Here is a 19,459-nt window from a genome sequence, read left to right as displayed (position 1 = left end):
TGTCATGCTGAGCTTGTCGAAGCATTTTTTATAAGCTAATTTTGAATAGAACCAACTCACTAACAAGTCTAGCGCTTCAAAAGTTTAAAAAAAACTTTTGGGGCGTTTTCAGTTTGGGGATAATTGTTTGTATAGGTTTGGTTTCGGTTTTTGCATACATATTTGCGCCAGATGCTTCTAAGAATGCCAATCAAATGCATTTGTCTATTCATTCAAAACCTCCTGGATTTAAAGTGCAGATGCTTACACTTCCCTCAAGTATTAAATCTGAGCAAGGTTTTTTATCTAAACTTTTTTTTGGTTCTGAAAATACTGATACCGAAATTCCGATACAATCTTATGCTGTAAAAGATGACGTATTGACTTACGTTGAATATGCCTCAGATGGTCTCCAGGGCTTGGAAAAGTCAATAAATTTAGATCGTTTTCCTAATTCCGATTACAAATCTTTTATAGAAAATAGGAGTTTCGTTTTTGGTACAGATAAATATGGTAGAGATTACTTAAGCCGTATATTAATAGGCTCTCGTATTTCCTTTTTCATAGGTTTTATTGCAGTTTTTATTTCATTGGTTATGGGATTGCTCATGGGTAGTTTAGCAGGTTATTATGGAGGTAAAGTAGATGTTGTAATTATGTGGATTATCAATGTAACTTGGTCCATACCAACCTTACTTTTAGTCATAGCGATAACATTAGCATTGGGTAAAGGCTTTTGGCAAGTATTTATTGCCGTGGGTTTAACCATGTGGGTTGAGGTTGCAAGAGTTGTTAGAGGGCAGATAATAAGTGCAAAGGAAATGCAATACGTCACTGCAGCAAGAGCTTTAGGTTACACGGATTATAGAATTATTACAAAGCATATTTTACCAAATATTTTTGGGCCATTAATCGTAATTTCCGCAGCTAATTTTGCTGCAGCAATTTTAATAGAAAGTGGTTTAAGCTTTCTAGGTATTGGAGCACAACCGCCAATGGCAAGTTGGGGAGCAATGATTAAAGATCATTACAATTACATCATTCTTGGGAAACCGTATTTGGCATTAATACCTGGGATTTGTATCATGCTTTTGGTAATGGCATTTATGCTTGTAGGTAATGCCTTGCGAGATGCTTTGGATGTAAAAACTTAGTCTTATTCGTTTTTCAAAGCCTCAATCTCTTCATTAGTAGCCTCAATAAAGTTTAAAACATCATCCTGACCTATCTTCTTAGAAGACGATGTAATAAAATAAGGAGGCAACTCTTCCCAAGTTTTTAATAGTTCTTTGCAATAGTCTTCAACATGATTATCTATAGCATTGGGTTTTAGCTTATCTGCTTTGGTGAAAATAATTCCAAACGGAATTCCATTTTCACCCAAGTATTGCATAAATTCTAAATCTATAGTTTGAGGCTCATGTCTAATATCAACAAGAACAAAAGCAGAAACCAATTGTTGTCTTTGTTCAAAATAATTGGTTATAAACTTTTGAAAGGTCTTTTTAGAAGTTTTTGAAACTCTGGCATAACCATAACCTGGCAAATCAACCAAATACCACTCATCGTTAATAATAAAATGATTGATTAATTGTGTTTTTCCTGGTCGTCCAGAGGTTTTTGCTAAGCTTTTTCTGTCCGTAAGCATATTAATAAGCGAAGATTTGCCTACATTACTTCTACCAATAAAAGCATATTCAGGAATACGATTCTTAGGGCATTTTGCCACATCAGAATTACTCATTACAAACTCAGCTGATTTTATCTTCATCTTTAGTTCTCACGAAAGTGGGAATCTCTTTTAAGTTAAACTTATTGAATTATAATCTTTGCCATAGCAACTTTGCGAGAGGTTCAAAATCCACGCTTTTCAAGCCAAGAATTCAAAATTTTATTAAATTCTTCAGGGTGTTCCATCATTGCTGCATGTCCGCATTTATCAATCCAGAATAAATCAGAATCTGGTAAAAGTTCGTGGAATTCTTCCGCAACTTCAGGTGGAGTTACATTATCATTCTTTCCCCAAATAATACACGTTGGAGTATTCATTTTAGGTAAGTCTTTTGCCATGTTGTGCCTTATGGCGCTTTTGGCAATAGCTAACGTTTTTACAAGTTTATTTCTGTCATTTACAGTTTCGTAAACTTCATCCACAATTTCCTTTGTAGCAACAGCAGGATCGTAAAAAACATCTTGGGCTTTTTTCTTAATAACCTCATAATCACTGCGCTTTGTGTAGCCGCTTCCCATTGCACTTTCATACAAGCCAGAGCTTCCGGTAATTACTAGAGCTTTTACTTTTTTGGGATATAATTTAGTATGGTAGAGTCCTATATGTCCACCTAGTGAATTTCCTAAAAGGATAACATTTTCTAAGCCCTTAAACTCTATAAAATCCTTTAAGTAGTTTGCAAAACTTTTAACGTTGGTTTTTAAAAGCGACATTGTGTAGATTGGGAGTTCTGGAATGATAATTTTATAGCCATTCTTACTAAAAAAACCAGTTACAGCATCAAAATTACTTAAACCTCCCATTAAACCGTGAAGCACTATGATTGGTGTGCCTTCTCCTACTTCAATATATCTATAATCCTTTTCTTTTTTTAAAAGGTGTGCCATCTATAATATCAGTGCTTAGTGTTAAAAACAAATATAACTAAATCCTTTTTAAAATAAATACAATTATTCCTATTGAATGCTTTTGAAGTGATTTTTTGCGACTGAGCGTTGTTAACAATTACCACTTCAAAATTGAAGCGCTGGAGGTTTATTTCATTGTGCTTTTTGATTTTTCTCAATTCGAAAATTTAAAACTTATCAACAAAAGTGGGAGTATGTGGTAAAATGTGGTAAAATTTTCAATATATTTGATTCTTAAACGTTAAAGTGGAAAATCAAGGGTATTGAATTCATTTATTGGAACATACGAGTGTAAAGCAGATGCAAAAGGGAGGTTAATGGTTCCTGCTGCTCTAAAAAAGCAAATGTCTGCTGCTTTACAAGATGGTTTTGTGCTTAAGCGTGCTGTGTTTCAACCTTGCTTGGAGTTGTATCCTATGTCTGAGTGGAATGCTTTGATGGCGAAAATTAATAAGCTTAATCGCTTTAAGAAAAAGAATAACGACTTCATTAGACGTTTTACGGCAGGTGTTAAGGTGGTAGAGGTTGATAGTGCAGGTCGCTTATTAATTCCAAAAGACTTAGTTGGTTTCTCCGGAATTACAAAAGAAGTAGTGTTAGCTTCTGCGGTAAACATCATTGAAATATGGGATAAGGACAAATATGAACAGGCTATTGATGATGCTGCGTCTGATTTTGCGGATTTAGCAGAAGAAGTAATGGGACAAGATGATGATGACAATGGAATATCATAATGCAGTTTTACTCAAAGAAACGGTTGATGGCTTAAACATAAAACCAGATGGTGTTTATGTGGATGTCACATTTGGTGGTGGTGGACATAGTCGGGAAATCTTATCTAGACTTGGTGATGAAGGAAAGCTATATGCGTTCGATCAGGACAAAGATGCTTTAGCAAATAAAATTGATGATGACCGTTTTGTTCTTATCAATGAAAACTTTAGGTATATCAAGCGTTTTTTGAGGTTTTATGGTGTGAAAGAGGTTGATGGAGTCTTAGCGGATTTCGGTGTGTCTTCGCATCAGTTTGATGTTGCTGAACGCGGGTTTTCAACACGATTTGAAGCAAAGTTGGATATGCGAATGAATCAGGATAAGAAGTTATCTGCCTATGAGGTCATCAACGAATATGAGGAAGAGCAGCTAAGAGATGTTTTGTTGCAGTACGGTGAGTTAAGGCAAGCGCCAGCAATGGCGAGAGTGATAGTTTCGGAACGCAAGGATGATCCCATTGAAACAAGTGAGCAGTTAAAATTGGTGTTGAAGAAGTTTCTGAATCATAGGAAGGAGAATAAGATTTTAGCCCAAATCTATCAAGCTATAAGAATAGAGGTCAATCAAGAGATTGAAGTTTTAAAAGAGTTGCTTTTGCAAATGCCAGAGATTTTAAAAAAAGGTGGGAGGTTGAGTTTTATTTCTTATCACTCGCTAGAAGACAGATTGGTAAAACGCTTTATAAGAAACGGCATGTTTGAAGGAGAGCCAGAACGCGATGTGTTTGGCAATTTTGAAGTGCCATTAAAAAAAGTAGGTGGCTTAATTGTACCAACAGAATCAGAAATAAAAATGAACAATAGAGCGCGAAGTGCAAAACTTCGAATTGCTGAAAAAATATGAGAGTGGTGGCTGAGGCTCTCGAAGCCACAACGAAATAGAATAAAGAATAAAAGATTCCTGCCTACGCAGTAAGTCGTATGAAGAAAAGTATCTACAGCATATTAAGAGGTAGGTTTCTAATCAGTGATGATTCGTTTAAAAATTGGCGCATCATCATTTTTATTTCGTTCCTCGCCATTATAATGATTGCGAGCTCTCATAGTGCTGATAAAAAAGTACATGAAATTGCAAAATTGAATAATGAAGTAAAAGAATTAAGATCTGCATTCGTTGATGGTCGTTCAAAGCTAATGCGGTTAAAAATGGAATCGACTATAATAAGAAAAGTAGCGGACAAAGGAATCCACATTTCTGAGATTCCACCAACAAAAATTAAAGTTAAATCATCAGTTGAAAAATAAACTTTGGCAACAACAGAAACTAACATATTAAACAGATTATACTTTGTGGCAGGTAGCATGTTTGTGTTTGCACTTGCTGTGGTATTTAAGTTGGTTAGCATTCAGTTTATTCAGGGTGAAGAATACCGTCAATTGGCAGAAAAGCGTACGGTAAAAGATTTTGATATTGAGCCTAATAGAGGTAATGTGTATTCTGCTGATGGAAGTTTATTGGCTACGTCGATACCTAAGTACGATATAAGACTTGATGCGGTACAAGCTCAGCAAGCCGTTTTTGATGAGCATATTAGTGCTTTGGCAGATTCGCTTTCAGCTTACAAAGGTAAATCAGCAAGTTACTATAAAGATATTATACGTAAGGCACGTAGAAATAAGAATAGATACTTTTTGCTAGCTCGAAATATCAGTTATTCAGATTATATAAGATTAAGAAACTTTCCGCTTCTTAATAAAGGTGCTATTGGCGGAGGCTTAATTGTGGAGCAGACTACAAGGCGCGAGCATCCAATGGGTGAGATAGCAGCAAGATCCATAGGTTATGAGCGTATTGATGAGAATCAGTATGCAACCAGAGTTGGGATTGATGGTGCTTTCGGTGAAAAATATTTACGAGGTGTTAAAGGAAAACGCTTAAAACAGAAAATAGGGAATGGGCAATGGAAACCAATTGCTGATTTTGATCAAGTTGAACCGCAAGACGGTTATGATGTGTATACAACTATAGATGTGAATATTCAGGATATTGCACATCATTCGCTTTTAAAACAGCTAGAAACTTACGAAGCTGAGCATGGTTGCGTTGTTGTTATGGAGGTAAAAACAGGTGAGATTAGAGCAATTTCTAATTTGGCAAGAACTTCTAAAGGAACATATTACGAGAAACTAAACTATGCTGTGGGTGAGAGCCATGAACCTGGATCTACCTTTAAGACCATGGCCTTAATGGCTGCTTTAGAAGATAGAGTGATAGATACCGCTACTATAATTGATACAAAAAGCGGAACAAAGTATTTTTATGGCAGAACTATTAGCGACTCGCATCGTGGTGGTTATGGTAAAATTTCTGCTGCAAAAGCCTTAGAGGTATCTTCAAACATTGGTTTGGCAACAATTGTAGATGATTATTATTCAAAAAAGCCAGAAAAATTTCTAGATCGCTTAAGTAAGTGGAAACTAGACCAGCCGCTTGGCGTGTCTATAATTGGTGAGGGCAAGCCAGATATTCCAAGACCAGGTGCAGCTAATTGGAGTAAAAATGCCTTGCCATCAATGGCTTATGGGTACAATATGAAAATGACTCCTTTACAAACCTTAGCATTTTATAATGCGATAGCCAATGATGGAGAGCTAATTAAGCCAAGGTTTATACGTTCAGTAAAATCTTTTGATAAGGCCATTGAAACCTTTCAAAAAGAGGTTTTAGTTGAGAAGCTTTGTTCAGATAAAACTTTGAATGAAATTCAAGATATTCTTAAGAATGTTGTTATTCGAGGTACTGGTAAAAGTATGTATTCTGAGACATTCTCTATGGCAGGAAAGACAGGAACTGCTTGGACAGATTATGCCAACTTTGAAGAGTGGAAAAAAGATAAAAAATACGTCTCATCGTTTGCGGGTTATTTTCCAGCTGAAAATCCTAAGTATTCATGCATTGTAGTAATTCATAAGCCAAGTACTAAAATAGGCTATTATGGTGCAGATGTTTCTGGCCCTGTTTTTAAACGAATCGCTCAAAAAATATACACAGACACACCATTAGTTGACGAGGTAAAAACATTAGATTTTAAGAGTAAGTTCGTTAATGAAGATTATGAAAATTATTTCGATAATGTAAATAAGTACAAGGAGTTAATGCCTGGTGTTGTGGGAATGCCAGCGATGGATGCTATGGCATTATTGGAAAATCTTCAGGTAGATGTTAAGGTGAAATTAAAAGGTAGTGGTACAATAAAATCACAATCTGTTGAAAAACATCAAAAATTAAAGTCTAACCAAACAATAGTTCTTGAAGCATCATGAAGATTTTAAAAGACATATTGTATAAGGTTACTATAAATGCTGTTGCAGGAAGCACGAGCGTTTCTGTTAATAAAATTGAATTCGATTCTCGCAAGGTTGAAACCAATGATGTTTTTGTGGCCGTAAGAGGAACGCTTACTGATGGCCATAAGTATATAGATAAAGCAATTACAGATGGTGCAACATCAGTAGTTTGTGAAGTGTTGCCTGAAACTTTGCAAGATGGAATTACCTATGTGGAAGTTGCTAATTCTAACCAAGCATTGGCTTTTATGGCTGCAAATTACTTTGAGCACCCTTCTGAGAATTTAAAACTTGTTGGTGTTACAGGTACCAATGGTAAAACAACAGTAACGAGTTTGTTGTATCAGTTGTTTAAAAAAGCAGGTTATAAAGTTGGCTTATTGTCTACCGTAAAAATTATGGTTGATAATACCGAATATAAGGCAACCCATACAACACCAGATTCTTTAACCATTAATAAGTATCTAAAACTTATGAATGAAGAAGGCGTGGAATTTTGCTTTATGGAAGCGAGTTCGCACGGTATACATCAAAGCAGAACTGAAGGTTTAAAATTTACAGGAGGCATTTTTACAAATCTATCTCATGATCATTTAGATTATCATGAGTCTTTCGCAGAATACAGAGATGTAAAAAAATCATTTTTCGATCACTTACCAAAAAATGCATTTGCATTGTCTAATATGGATGATAAAAATGGATTGATAATGCTTCAAAATACTAAAGCGAAGAAATATACTTATGCTTTAAAGAATTATTCAGATTACAGAGCACAGATTTTAGAAAACGAATTCAGTGGTTTGTTGTTAAAGGTGAATGATAGCGAGCTGTGGACAAAGCTTATCGGAAGTTTTAACGCATACAACATTTTGGCAATCTATGGTGCAGCAGAATTATTAGGCTTAGAAAAAGATGAAATTTTAAGGTTAATAAGCGAATTAGATAATGTCTCTGGTCGTTTTCAATATTTTATTTCAGACGAAAAAATAACTGCTATTGTTGACTATGCGCACACGCCAGATGCTCTAAAGAATGTACTCGAAACCGTAAATAGTATTCGTACTAAAAATGAAGAGCTAATTACAGTTGTTGGTTGTGGAGGAGATAGAGACAAAACCAAACGACCAAAGATGGCACATATTGCTTCGGCATTAAGCACAAAAGTGATTTTTACGAGCGATAATCCACGCACAGAAGTTCCTGAGGCAATCATTGAGGATATGGAAAAAGGGGTAGAGCCTCAAAATTTCAAAAAGACATTATCAATTACAGATAGAAAACAAGCCATAAAAACAGCATGTCAGATGGCGGAAGCTAAGGATATCATCCTAATTGCTGGTAAAGGGCACGAGACGTATCAAGAAATAAAAGGCGAACGCTTTGATTTTGATGATTATAAAATAGTGCAAGAATTTTTAAAACAATTACAGAAGTAGATGCTTTATTATTTATTCGAATATTTAGAAAAACAATTCCAATTTCCTGGGGCATCACTGTTTGGGTTCTTAACCTTTAGAGCGGCAATGGCAGTTATTTTGTCATTGTTGATTTCTACTATTTATGGTAAACGTATTATAGAGTTTTTACGTAAAAAGCAAGTTGGTGAAACTATACGCGATTTAGGCTTAGAAGGTCAGGTAGAAAAAGCAGGTACACCAACTATGGGTGGACTTATAATTATACTGGCGACGTTACTTCCTGTATTATTAATAGCTAAACTTGAAAACATCTATATCATTCTACTCATCATTACGACACTATGGATGGGAACTATTGGGTTTATAGATGATTACATCAAAAAATTCAAAAATGATAAAGAAGGTCTAAAAGGAAAGTTTAAAGTTCTAGGTCAAGTTGGCTTAGGGCTTATCGTTGGTTTGACTTTATATTTTCATGACGATGTAACCATAAAAGAAGAATTGCCGCTTCAGCAACAACAAGAATTGTTGGCTGAAAATCCTAATATACCAGAAGCGCAATTGTTTGATGTGGCTGAAAAGTCAACAAAAACGACAATTCCCTTTGTAAAAAATAATGAGTTTGATTATTCTGATTTAATCACTTGGATAAGCCCAGATTTAGAAAGCTACGCTTGGATCATTTTCGTGTTGGTGAGCATTATTATTGTAACGGCTGTATCCAATGGTGCAAATTTAACCGATGGTATTGATGGTTTGGCAGCAGGAACATCTGCTATAGTAGTATTGACTTTGGGGATTTTTGCTTGGGTATCTGGTAATATCATTTTTTCTAAATATCTCAACATCATGTATATCCCTCAAGTAGAGGAAATCACGATATACATCGCAGCATTTGTGGGAGCACTCGTCGGATTCCTATGGTATAATGCTTATCCAGCACAAGTATTTATGGGAGATACAGGAAGTTTAACTATTGGAGGAATCATAGCTGTAATAGCCATTGCGGTAAGAAAAGAATGGTTAATACCTGTGCTATGTGGCATCTTTCTAGCTGAGAACTTATCGGTAATGATGCAGGTGAGTTATTTCAAATACACAAAGAAAAAATATGGTGAAGGCAGGCGGATTTTTAAGATGTCTCCGCTACACCACCATTATCAAAAATCAGGATATCACGAAAGTAAAATAGTCACTCGCTTTTGGATTGTAGGAATCCTATTAGCCATAATATCTATAGTGACATTGAAGATCAGGTAATGAAAAGGCTCGTGATTCTTGGCGGTGGAGAAAGTGGTGTAGGTACAGCACTTTTAGGAAAGGCAAAAGGATATGACGTGTTTGTGTCCGACAAAGGAAAAATTAAAGAAAAGTACAGAAACGTTCTTTTAAATAATGAGATTGAATTTGAAGATGAACAGCATACAGAAACTAAAATTCTAAATGCAGACATCGTAATGAAAAGTCCTGGTATTCCAGATAAGGTGGCTTTGGTGAAGCAGATTCGAGAAGCGGGTATTAAAGTAGTGTCCGAAATTGAATTTGCTTCAAACTATACAGATGCCACATTGGTTGCAATAACGGGTAGTAATGGCAAAACAACAACGGCAACACTAACACATCACGTGTTAAAACAAGAGTTAGGTGTTGGGTTGGCAGGAAATATCGGCGACAGTTTTGCAAAGCAAATTTTGGAAAAAGACCATGATAACTATGTATTGGAGGTGAGTAGCTTTCAGTTAGATGACATCCATGATTTCAAACCAAAAATAGCAGTCTTAACCAATATAACACCAGATCATTTAGATCGCTACGATTATAAGTTTGAAAACTATATCGCTTCAAAATTTAGAATTGTAAAAAACCAAACTGAAAATGATTATTTCATTTACGATGCAGATGATGTTGTGATTATGGACTGGTTGCAAAACAATCAAATTCAATCTAAAAAGTTGCCTTTTTCACTAACAAGAGAAATCGAAGAAGGTACATACTATAAAGACAATAAAATAATAATAACAATAGATAACAACAAAATAATTATGCCAACAGAAAATATAGCCTTAGAAGGTAAGCACAACGTTAAAAACGCTATGGCTGCTTCTACAGTAGCACATTTGCTTAAAATAAGAAAGCAAACTATACGTGAGAGTTTAGAGAACTTTCAAGGTGTGGAACATCGTCTAGAGCAAGTGCTTAAAATTAATAAAGTGCAGTACATCAACGATTCTAAAGCAACAAACGTTAATGCGACATATTTTGCGTTAGAGAGTATGGATGCACCAACAGTATGGATTGTTGGTGGTGTTGATAAAGGCAATGATTATAAAGAATTGTTTCAGTTTGTGAACGAAAAAGTAAAAGCAATAATCTGTCTTGGTGTAGATAATAAAAAACTAATAGAAGCTTTTGGTAATATGGTAGATGTTATTGTAGAAACCCAATACATGAGTGAGGCTGTTAAGATTGCTTACAAAGTAGCTGAGGCAGGTGATAATGTGTTGTTGTCACCAGCATGTGCCAGCTTCGATTTATTTGAAAACTATGAGGATCGAGGGCGTCAATTTAAAGATGCTGTGAGAAACCTATAAAAATTTAAAACGTTGAATTAGGGAGGCAACGATAAAAGGTTAAGCGTGCAAAATATTTTTTCACAAATAAAAGGAGATAGAGCAATATGGGCAATAGCAACACTATTGGCGATATTTTCATTTTTGCCAGTTTATAGTGCTGCCAGTAATTTGGCATATGTTGGTGGTACAGGTAATACCTTTTCTTTTTTTGTGAAACACTTTATGCATCTTTCATTAGGCTTTGCAATAATGTATGCGGTTCATAAAATTCCGTATAGGTATTTCAAAGGACTTTCTATGGTGTTGATTCCTGTAGTTTTAGTACTTCTTTTAATTACAATTTTACAAGGCTCAACTAACAGTCAAGGCACAAACACAAGCCGTTGGATACAAATTCCAATTGTAAATATGTCGTTTCAGACATCAACATTTGCGGCAGTTGTTTTAATGGTTTATGTGGCTCGATACCTTTCTAAGATTAGAGAGAAAAGTGTAAGTTTTAAAGAAACTATTTTACCACTTTGGGGGCCTGTTTTTTTTGTTCTAATTCTCATTCTTCCTGCTAATTTTTCTACAACAGCAATCATTTTTACTATGGTAATGATGCTGGCCTTCATAGGTGGTTATCCAATAAAGTATCTCGCAGTAATTATTGGTTCAGGATTGTTGGCTTTAGTGCTATTTATTTTGGTAGCGAAGGCATTTCCAGATGCCATGCCAAATCGTGTGGATACATGGATGAGCAGAATTGAAAATTTTGCAAATGGTGAAGATACAGAAGCAGACTATCAAATTGAAAAAGCAAAAATTGCAATTGCAACAGGTATAAAGCCATTAGGTCCAGGGAAGAGTGTTCAGAAAAACTTTTTACCACAATCGTCATCAGATTTCATATTCGCAATTATCATTGAAGAATACGGTTTGTTTGGCGGAATATTTTTATTGACAATGTACTCTTGGCTGTTATTTAGAATTGTTGTGGTGTCACAAAAAGCAGATACCACTTTCGGTATGTTGTTGGTGCTGGGTGTTGGGTTGCCGATTGTATTTCAGGCATTAATTAATATGGCTGTTGCAGTTGAATTATTTCCTGTTACAGGGCAAACCTTGCCATTAATAAGTAGTGGTGGTACGTCCATTTGGATGACCTGTATGGCAATAGGAATAATATTAAGTGTGAGCGCAAAGCGTCAAGAAATAAAAGAAAATGAAGTTTTAGAAGGTGATAATCCTTTAGATATTTTAAGTGAAACGATTTAAGTTAAAAGTGTCTAAAGTTTTAAGTACTTAAAGTTGAAACAAAAAATTAATTGAATGGATTGTCCCCTTGAGGGGACTTTAGGGGTGTTTTAAAAAATTGAACAACAATAAACCATACAAATTCATCCTCTCAGGAGGCGGTACAGGAGGTCATATATATCCTGCTATCGCTATTGCCAATGAAATAAAATCGCGTTATCCAAATGCTGAATTTTTATTTGTTGGTGCCTCTGACCGTATGGAAATGGATAAAGTACCTCAGGCAGGTTATAAAATTGAAGGACTATGGATTTCTGGTATTCAAAGAAAGTTAACATTAAAGAATTTAATTTTTCCTTTTAAGTTAATGACAAGCTTATTGAGATCTAGAAAAATCATTAAAACCTTCAAGCCCGATGTAGTAATAGGTACTGGTGGTTTTGCAAGCGGACCACTATTACAAATGGCAACGTCCAAAGGTGTGCCTTGCTTAATACAGGAGCAGAATTCGTTTCCGGGAATTACAAACAAACTGTTAGGCAAGAAAGTTGACACGATTTGTGTGGCTTATGATGGTTTGGAAAAGTTCTTTCCAAAAGAAAAATTAAAGCTCACAGGTAATCCAATAAGAAAAGAGTTGTTGGCTGTAAAGGGAAAGCATATTGAAGGTAAAGATGCTTTTAATCTTATTCATAGTAAACATACATTGTTGGTGTTAGGCGGTAGTCTTGGTGCTAGACGCATCAATGAGTTAATTGAGGCGAATCTCGATTTTTTTGAAGAGCACAACGTACAGCTCATTTGGCAGTGTGGTAAGTTGTATTACGATAGATACAAGCAACATAATGACTTAAAACATGTTCAGGTGCATGCTTTTTTGAATAATATGGATATGGCGTATGCGGCTGCAGATGTTATTATTTCTAGAGCTGGAGCTATTTCAGTCTCTGAACTTTGTATTGTTGGTAAGCCAACCATTTTTATACCATCGCCTAATGTGGCAGAAGATCATCAAACAAAGAATGCCCTTGCTGTCGCGGAAAAAAATGCAGCGATTTTAATAAAGGAGAGTGATTTAGATAATGACTTTCAGAAGCATTTTTCTGAATTAATTACTAATGAAGAAAAACAGACAGAACTTAGTAAAAATATTGAAGCCTTAGCATTGGTGAATGCAACCAATGATATTGTTGATGAGGTAGAAAAATTATTGAATAAAGCCCATCTTCCGTCTTCCCAAAGGGAAGAAACTCAAAGCAAATGAATAAAAAAGACAAAAAAAATATAAGCATCAGTAAAAAAGCCCTTCCTTCTGGGAAGGGTTTGGGATGGGCTTCTAACATCTATTTTATCGGTATTGGAGGTATCGGTATGAGTGCATTGGCACGTTATTTTGTGGCTAACGGGAAACAGGTTGCTGGTTATGATAAAACACCTTCAGATATTACAACGAGTTTACAAGAGTTGGGTGTTGAGGTTCATTTTAGTGATAGTATTTCAGAGGTTAAACAAGAGTTTTTAGATAAAGAAACGGCATTGGTTGTGTATACGCCAGCAATTCCAAAAGATCATTCTGAGTTAAACTACTTTAGGAGTAATGGTTTCAAGGTGTATAAACGTTCTCAAATACTTGGTGAAATTACCAAGCAAACGACATGTCTTGCTGTTGCAGGAACACATGGCAAGACTACAACAACCAGCATTTTAGGACATTTATTGAATGAGTGTAATACTCCAGTTACAGCATTTTTAGGTGGAATTAGCGAAAACTACAATTCTAACTTAATCCTAAATGGTACTGAGGTTACCGTAGTGGAGGCGGATGAATTCGATCGTTCTTTTTTGACCTTATCACCAGATTTGGCATGCATCACTTCGATGGATGCAGATCACCTCGATATTTATGGTGATGCTAATGAACTTACAAAAACGTTTAAAGCATTTTCTGAATGTATAAAACCTCATGGTAAGCTTTTTGTAAAAAATGGGTTGCCACTAAAAGGTATTACATACGGAGTGGATGACAACGCTGATTATAGCGCAAAAAATATTAGAATAGTAAATGGTAGTTATGTGTTTGATTTGAAAACACCTAACGGAACACATAAAGATTTTCAATTTAACCTACCTGGTAGACATAATTTGTCGAATGCAATAATCGCCTTGGCGATGGCTGCTGACTACGGTTGCCCTTACAACCAGCTCGCCAAGGGTTTAGCATCTTACAAGGGTGTTAAACGACGATTTACATACCAGATTAAAACTGAAGATTTTGTATTTATTGATGATTATGCACATCATCCTGAAGAGATAAATGCAGTGCACCAAGCAGTTCGCGAAATGTATCCTGATAAAAAGGTGTTGGCTATATTTCAGCCGCATTTGTACAGTCGTACCAGGGATTTTGTTGATGGTTTTGCACAAAGTCTTTCAAAATTCGATGAAATACTGCTGTTAGATATTTATCCAGCAAGAGAATTACCGATTGAAGGAGTAACGTCGGAATGGCTATTAAGTAAAATTGAAAATCCTAATAAAAAGCTGATTTCTAAGTCAGCTATTATAGATGAAATTAAAGTTTCTGATGCACATGTTGTTTTAACAATAGGTGCAGGAGATATTGGAGTAGAAGTAAAATATATAAAAGAAGCCTTTAGTATTGCGAGTTAATCTTAACTACATAAAAATCATGGTATTGCTGATTTTGGTTAGCTTCCTTTTTGCGTTTTCTAATTACAGAAATGACAACCGAAAAGTGTCTGAGCCAAACATAGAATTTACAAGTGAAAATAAGTTATTTATTACCGAGTCAACTGTTAGTAAATTGTTAATACAAAATCAAGCCGCAGTTACGGGACAACCTAAAGAAATTATAGATTTGAACGATTTAGAAGCTGCCCTAAATTCTAATCCGATGATAAAGAAAGCAGAGGTGTTTATGTCAGTAAAAGGTGAGCTTTCAGCAGAAATTGAACAAAAACGACCTATCGCTAGAGTGCATACTAATGCATCGTATTACATTGATGATGAAGGCTCGTATATGCCCTTGTCTTCAAATTTTGCAGCTAGAGTGCCATTAGTTACTGGTAATATTAAGAAAAATAACCTCAATACAGTATTTCAATTTGCAAAGGCTGTAGATGAGGACGAATTCTTAAAAAAGCATGTCATTGAAATACATCAAAACGATGATGGAACCATTGATTTTAGAATTAGAAAAAGCAATTTTAAAGTTCACTTAGGAACCTTAAATCAGCTTCAAAAGAAGATAAATAATTTCAAAGCCTTTTATCAGAAGGCTTTAAAAGATAAGATTTTAGATAACTATAAGCTTGTAAATCTCAAATTTGACGAACAAGTGATTTGCACCAAAATTTAGACTATGGACAAGCATCAAATTTCGGTAGGTTTAGATATAGGAACCACAAAAATTGTGGCCATGATTGGTCGCAAAAATGAGTATGGTAAAGTTGAGATACTTGGTGTAGGTAAATCTAAAAGTTTAGGTGTGCATCGTGGTGTGGTAAACAACATTACACAGACGATACAATCTATCCAGCAAGCAGTGCAAGAAGCAGAAGCTGCTGCATCAGAAAAGATAGAAGATGTAACCGTAGGTATTGCAGGCCAGCATATTCGTAGTTTACAGCACAGTGATTACATCACCAGACCAAATTCTGAATTGGTCATTGATGAAACAGATATTGACCGTTTAATAAACCAAGTTCATAAACTGGTAATGCTTCCAGGAGAGGAAATTATTCATGTTTTACCACAAGAATTTAAGGTTGATGGTCAAGCAGAAATCAAAGAACCAATAGGTATGTATGGCGGAAGGCTAGAGGCTAACTTTCATGTTGTAGTTGGTCAGGTGTCATCAATTAGAAATATTGGTCGATGTGTTAAAAGTGCAGGATTAGATTTGGAAGGCATCACTTTAGAACCTTTAGCATCCGCAAATGCAGTATTGAGTCAGGAAGAGAAAGAAGCGGGAGTGGCATTGATTGATATAGGTGGTGGTACAACCGATTTAGCCGTATTCAAAGATGGTATTATTCGCCATACTGCAGTCATTCCATTTGGTGGTAACGTTATTACAGAAGACATTAAAGAAGGTTGCTCAATTATAGAAAAGCAAGCCGAATTATTAAAGATAAAGTTTGGTTCAGCGTGGCCAGGCGAAAATAAGGACAACGAAATTGTGTCTATTCCAGGATTACGAGGAAGAGAGCCAAAGGAGATTACTTTAAAAAACTTGTCGAAGATTATACATGCCAGAGTGGTGGAAATCATTGAGCAGGTATATGTAGAAATCAAAAACTACGGACACGAAGAGCAAAAGAAAAAACTGATTGCAGGTATTGTTTTAACAGGAGGTGGAAGCCAGTTAAAACATTTAAAGCAATTAGTAGAATATATTACCGGAATGGATACCAGAATAGGATATCCTAATGAGCATTTAGCAGGTGATAGCGATGAAGATATTGCCAGCCCATTATTTGCTACAGCAGTAGGTTTAGTAATGGATGGTCTTAAACGACAAGACCGTAAAAAAGCTGAACAAGTTGCTGACGAGGTTGTTGAGGCTGAAGAGGAAGGAACAATTTCTGAAGCGCAACAAGACATTGTAACAGAAGAACCTAAGAAAGAGCGTCGTTCATTCTTAGATAAGTTAACAGAGCGTGTTAAAGAATTTTTAGATAACGCAGAGTAGAGCATTAATTAATCAAGAAATATAAAATCCCATAATCTCAAAAAATATGAGTAACAGCAACGAATTTGGAAACATCGCATTCGATTTACCAAAACACCAATCTAACGTTATTAAGGTTATTGGTGTTGGTGGAGGTGGTAGCAATGCCATTAATCATATGTTTCAGCAAGGTATTAAAGGTGTAGATTTTGTAATCTGCAATACAGATGCACAAGCGCTTCAAAGTAGTGGTGTTCCAAATAAAATACAATTAGGAGTTAACTTAACCGAAGGATTAGGTGCTGGTGCTAACCCAGATGTTGGTGAACAGGCAGCAGTAGAAAGTTTAGAAGATATCCGAAGAATGCTAGATACCAACACAAAGATGGTATTTATCACTGCCGGAATGGGTGGTGGTACAGGTACTGGTGCAGCGCCAATCATCGCAAAAATGGCTAAGGAATTAGACATACTTACTGTAGGTATCGTTACTATGCCATTTCAGTTTGAGGGGAAAATGCGTAATGAGCAGGCACAACGTGGTATCGAAAACCTAAGAGAGCATGTGGATTCGCTGATTGTAATTAATAATAATAAGCTTCGTGAAGTTTATGGTAATCTTGGATTTAAAGCAGGTTTCTCTAAAGCAGATGAAGTCTTATCAACAGCATCAAGAGGTATAGCGGAAGTTATAACACATCACTACACACAAAACATCGATTTACGTGATGCTAAAACAGTATTGAGTAACAGCGGAACAGCCATTATGGGATCGGCTACAGCTTCTGGTCAGGCCAGAGCGCAAGAAGCTATTATGAAAGCTTTGGATTCGCCATTACTTAATGATAACAAAATTACTGGAGCCAAAAACGTATTGTTGCTTATCGTTTCAGGTTCTCAGGAAATTACTATTGACGAAATCGGTGAGATTAACGACCATATTCAAAATGAAGCAGGTCATGGTGCTAACATTATTATGGGTGTTGGCGAAGATGATTCATTAGAAGAATCTATTGCGGTAACTATTATTGCTACTGGTTTTGATATCGATCAGCAAAACGAAATTTCAAATACCGAAACCAAAAAAGTAATTCATGCTTTAGAAGAAGAGGTAATTGAAGAAGTAAGTACACAAGAAAAAGAGCCAGCGATTATTACACCAGATATAGTTCTTGAAGAAAAGAAAGAAGATCCGATAGTGCGTCATACACTTTTAGATGAGGATGACACAGAAACTTCAGCAACGCATAATATGGATATAATCGCTACTACAGATTTATTGAGAAATATGGATGTAGTATATGATGAAGTGTTAGATGCTAAGGCAGAACTAAATGTAGAGCCAGAGGAATTCATTATTACACCAATTGAAAATAAAGCTGAGCCTATTATTGAAGAACAAGAAGAGCAGATTACATTAACTTTTGATTTGCCTTTATCGAATAATGAACCAGAAACAATTGAAGAGCCAGAGTCTGGTGAGGAGATGATGTTTTTTAGTTTAGATGAAGACGTAAAAGATATCAAAGTTAATGAGCCTGTAGAAATTATATCAGTAACAGAAGTTAATGAAGAAGGAGAAAAGCGTTATGCGCTAGATGATGTAGAAACCTATGAATCCTCAATTAATACAAAGGTAGAGAAAGAGGTTAAAGAGGAAATTGTTTTTGAAAAGAAAGTACTTCCTGTTGAAGAAACAGAAGCCATTTCAGAGGATGAAATTGACCCAATGAACAGTCCAATTTCAGATTTAATAAAAGCACGTGCAGACGAACGCAGAAAGCACATGAAAGAATTTAACTATAAGTTCAATACAGCTAAGATTGACGAAATAGAAAAAGAGCCTGCTTACAAAAGACAAGGTGTAAATTTAGAAGATGCGCAGCATTCTTCTGAGACCAATGCTTCTAGACTGTCTGTTGGTACAGATGATAATGATGACATTCAGTTAAGAAGTAATAATTCATTTTTACACGATAACGTAGATTAATAGCAAATTCAGTTTAGTGTTATCACACCAATGTCAAGCCCAAAAAGTACCCTCAAACTTTTTGGGCTTTTTGTTTTCAAAGGTTCCTAATCAAGAAGAAACCTAACTTTTTTAGTATCTTCGTACTTCTAAAAGATTAAGGTAATTATGAGTTTACAAGATAACGTTATGACTGCTATGAAGGCAGCTATGAAAGAAAAAAATCAAACAGCATTGGCAGCATTAAGAGCTGTAAAATCTGAGATTTTATTAGCCAAAACTGCTTCTGATGGTAGTGATGAGTTAACAGAAGAACAAGAGATAAAGATTCTTTCTAAAATGGTAAAGCAACGTAAAGACAGTGCAGCTATTTTTCAAGAACAAGGACGAGACGATTTGGCACAACCGGAACTAGACCAAGCTGAAGTAATAAGCCAATTTTTACCAGAAGCTTTAAGCGAAGAAGAAATTGAGAAAGTTGTTGTAATGACCATAGACAGTATTGGTGCAGAAGGCATGAAAGATATGGGTAAGGTTATGGGTATTGTGAGTAAAGAGCTGGCAGGTCAAGCAGACGGAAAGACCATTTCTACAATCGTAAAAGCAAAACTATCTAACTAAAGTAATTGGCCACGTAGCTCAGCTGAATAGAGCACTGGATTTCGGCTCCAGCGGTCGTAGGTTTGAATCCTACCGTGGTCACGAATACATACTTCAATAAGAAAAAATGCCAAGCTTGCTTGAGCATTTTTTTGTTTGAAGTATGTTCAAAGCGGAGCTCAAGGGATGCGTCAGCAATCCATTGAGCTCTGATTTGTTAATGAAGTTGTTTAGTTGCCAAGCTTGCTTGAGCATTTTTTTGTTTGAAGTATGTTCAAAGCGGAGCT

17 protein-coding genes and 1 tRNA gene are annotated in these 19,459 nt (G+C 35.7%); 16 read left to right on the top strand and 2 right to left on the bottom strand.

Annotated elements, in window-relative coordinates:
• Positions 1-38 precede the first annotated feature (38 nt).
• Positions 39-1,133 carry an ABC transporter permease gene (locus FC091_RS14575; protein WP_138435049.1) on the top strand — a complete coding sequence of 365 codons (1,095 nt, stop codon included), beginning with the start codon at positions 39-41 and terminating at the stop codon, positions 1,131-1,133.
• A 2-nt stretch (positions 1,134-1,135) separates the two neighbouring features.
• On the opposite strand, the gene yihA is transcribed toward FC091_RS14575, so the two are convergent.
• Positions 1,136-1,750 carry a ribosome biogenesis GTP-binding protein YihA/YsxC gene (gene yihA, locus FC091_RS14570; protein WP_138435047.1) on the bottom strand — a complete coding sequence of 205 codons (615 nt, stop codon included), beginning with the start codon at positions 1,748-1,750 and terminating at the stop codon, positions 1,136-1,138.
• Between the two features lie 83 nt (positions 1,751-1,833).
• Positions 1,834-2,598, bottom strand: coding sequence for an alpha/beta fold hydrolase (locus FC091_RS14565; RefSeq protein WP_138435044.1), 765 nt, complete (start codon positions 2,596-2,598; stop codon positions 1,834-1,836).
• Between the two features lie 284 nt (positions 2,599-2,882).
• Between FC091_RS14565 and mraZ the strand changes: the two genes are divergently transcribed.
• The 15 genes from mraZ (at position 2,883) to FC091_RS14490 (ending at position 19,274) form a co-directional block, all read left to right on the top strand.
• The gene (gene mraZ, locus FC091_RS14560; RefSeq protein ID WP_076617928.1) at positions 2,883-3,353 is read left to right on the top strand and encodes a division/cell wall cluster transcriptional repressor MraZ; all 471 of its coding nucleotides are present in this window, start codon (positions 2,883-2,885) and stop codon (positions 3,351-3,353) included.
• Positions 3,340-4,236: a 16S rRNA (cytosine(1402)-N(4))-methyltransferase RsmH gene (gene rsmH, locus FC091_RS14555; RefSeq protein ID WP_138435042.1), complete on the top strand. Its 897-nt coding sequence runs from the start codon at positions 3,340-3,342 to the stop codon at positions 4,234-4,236. The genes mraZ and rsmH overlap by 14 nt, the downstream gene beginning before the upstream one ends.
• Before the next feature lie 77 nt (positions 4,237-4,313).
• Positions 4,314-4,637, top strand: a complete 324-nt coding sequence (locus FC091_RS14550) for an FtsL-like putative cell division protein (protein WP_138435040.1) — start codon at positions 4,314-4,316, stop codon at positions 4,635-4,637.
• Between the two features lie 57 nt (positions 4,638-4,694).
• On the top strand, positions 4,695-6,656 hold the full coding sequence (locus FC091_RS14545; protein WP_138435149.1) for a penicillin-binding protein: 1,962 nt from the start codon (positions 4,695-4,697) through the stop codon (positions 6,654-6,656).
• Positions 6,653-8,116 carry a UDP-N-acetylmuramoyl-L-alanyl-D-glutamate--2,6-diaminopimelate ligase gene (locus FC091_RS14540; protein WP_138435038.1) on the top strand — a complete coding sequence of 488 codons (1,464 nt, stop codon included), beginning with the start codon at positions 6,653-6,655 and terminating at the stop codon, positions 8,114-8,116. Before FC091_RS14545 ends, FC091_RS14540 begins: the two co-directional genes overlap by 4 nt.
• Entirely contained in the window at positions 8,117-9,358 is a 1,242-nt protein-coding gene (gene mraY, locus FC091_RS14535; protein WP_138435036.1) for a phospho-N-acetylmuramoyl-pentapeptide-transferase, read from the top strand.
• Complete coding sequence (gene murD, locus FC091_RS14530; protein ID WP_138435034.1) at positions 9,358-10,689, top strand: UDP-N-acetylmuramoyl-L-alanine--D-glutamate ligase; 1,332 nt, start codon at positions 9,358-9,360, stop codon at positions 10,687-10,689. The genes mraY and murD overlap by 1 nt, the downstream gene beginning before the upstream one ends.
• 45 nt (positions 10,690-10,734) lie before the next feature.
• A complete protein-coding gene (locus FC091_RS14525) occupies positions 10,735-11,931 on the top strand; it encodes an FtsW/RodA/SpoVE family cell cycle protein (RefSeq protein ID WP_138435032.1) in 1,197 nt (398 codons plus the stop codon).
• A 97-nt stretch (positions 11,932-12,028) separates the two neighbouring features.
• A complete protein-coding gene (gene murG, locus FC091_RS14520; protein ID WP_138435030.1) occupies positions 12,029-13,174 on the top strand; it encodes an undecaprenyldiphospho-muramoylpentapeptide beta-N-acetylglucosaminyltransferase in 1,146 nt (381 codons plus the stop codon).
• Positions 13,171-14,580 carry a UDP-N-acetylmuramate--L-alanine ligase gene (gene murC / locus FC091_RS14515; protein ID WP_138435028.1) on the top strand — a complete coding sequence of 470 codons (1,410 nt, stop codon included), beginning with the start codon at positions 13,171-13,173 and terminating at the stop codon, positions 14,578-14,580. The genes murG and murC overlap by 4 nt, the downstream gene beginning before the upstream one ends.
• Complete coding sequence (locus FC091_RS14510) at positions 14,570-15,289, top strand: cell division protein FtsQ/DivIB (RefSeq protein ID WP_138435026.1); 720 nt, start codon at positions 14,570-14,572, stop codon at positions 15,287-15,289. Before murC ends, FC091_RS14510 begins: the two co-directional genes overlap by 11 nt.
• A 3-nt stretch (positions 15,290-15,292) precedes the next feature.
• Positions 15,293-16,624: a cell division protein FtsA gene (gene ftsA, locus FC091_RS14505; RefSeq protein ID WP_138435024.1), complete on the top strand. Its 1,332-nt coding sequence runs from the start codon at positions 15,293-15,295 to the stop codon at positions 16,622-16,624.
• Positions 16,625-16,670: 46 nt separating this feature from the next.
• Positions 16,671-18,593 (top strand): cell division protein FtsZ, encoded by a 1,923-nt coding sequence (gene ftsZ, locus FC091_RS14500; protein ID WP_138435022.1) that lies wholly within the window; start codon positions 16,671-16,673, stop codon positions 18,591-18,593.
• Positions 18,594-18,740: 147 nt separating this feature from the next.
• Positions 18,741-19,193 carry a GatB/YqeY domain-containing protein gene (locus FC091_RS14495; RefSeq protein WP_138435020.1) on the top strand — a complete coding sequence of 151 codons (453 nt, stop codon included), beginning with the start codon at positions 18,741-18,743 and terminating at the stop codon, positions 19,191-19,193.
• A gap of 7 nt (positions 19,194-19,200) precedes the next feature.
• Positions 19,201-19,274, top strand: a tRNA-Arg gene (locus tag FC091_RS14490).
• The last annotated feature ends 185 nt before the right edge of the window (positions 19,275-19,459 follow it).

Source organism: Winogradskyella algicola (genome assembly GCF_005869935.1).
GTDB classification, from domain to species: Bacteria; Bacteroidota; Bacteroidia; order Flavobacteriales; family Flavobacteriaceae; genus Winogradskyella; species Winogradskyella algicola.
This window is presented reverse-complemented; position numbering and strand designations above follow the sequence as displayed.

Coding starts and splice junctions, on each gene's coding strand:
- murD (WP_138435034.1), top strand. CDS start 9,358: ATGAAAAGGCTCGTGATTCTTGGCGGTGGAGAAAGTGGTGTAGGTACA.
- murC (WP_138435028.1), top strand. CDS start 13,171: ATGAATAAAAAAGACAAAAAAAATATAAGCATCAGTAAAAAAGCCCTT.
- FC091_RS14545 (WP_138435149.1), top strand. CDS start 4,695: ATGTTTGTGTTTGCACTTGCTGTGGTATTTAAGTTGGTTAGCATTCAG.
- mraY (WP_138435036.1), top strand. CDS start 8,117: ATGCTTTATTATTTATTCGAATATTTAGAAAAACAATTCCAATTTCCT.
- FC091_RS14565 (WP_138435044.1), bottom strand. CDS start 2,598: ATGGCACACCTTTTAAAAAAAGAAAAGGATTATAGATATATTGAAGTA.
- FC091_RS14550 (WP_138435040.1), top strand. CDS start 4,314: ATGAAGAAAAGTATCTACAGCATATTAAGAGGTAGGTTTCTAATCAGT.
- FC091_RS14495 (WP_138435020.1), top strand. CDS start 18,741: ATGAGTTTACAAGATAACGTTATGACTGCTATGAAGGCAGCTATGAAA.
- rsmH (WP_138435042.1), top strand. CDS start 3,340: ATGGAATATCATAATGCAGTTTTACTCAAAGAAACGGTTGATGGCTTA.
- yihA (WP_138435047.1), bottom strand. CDS start 1,750: ATGAAGATAAAATCAGCTGAGTTTGTAATGAGTAATTCTGATGTGGCA.
- ftsZ (WP_138435022.1), top strand. CDS start 16,671: ATGAGTAACAGCAACGAATTTGGAAACATCGCATTCGATTTACCAAAA.
- ftsA (WP_138435024.1), top strand. CDS start 15,293: ATGGACAAGCATCAAATTTCGGTAGGTTTAGATATAGGAACCACAAAA.
- FC091_RS14540 (WP_138435038.1), top strand. CDS start 6,653: ATGAAGATTTTAAAAGACATATTGTATAAGGTTACTATAAATGCTGTT.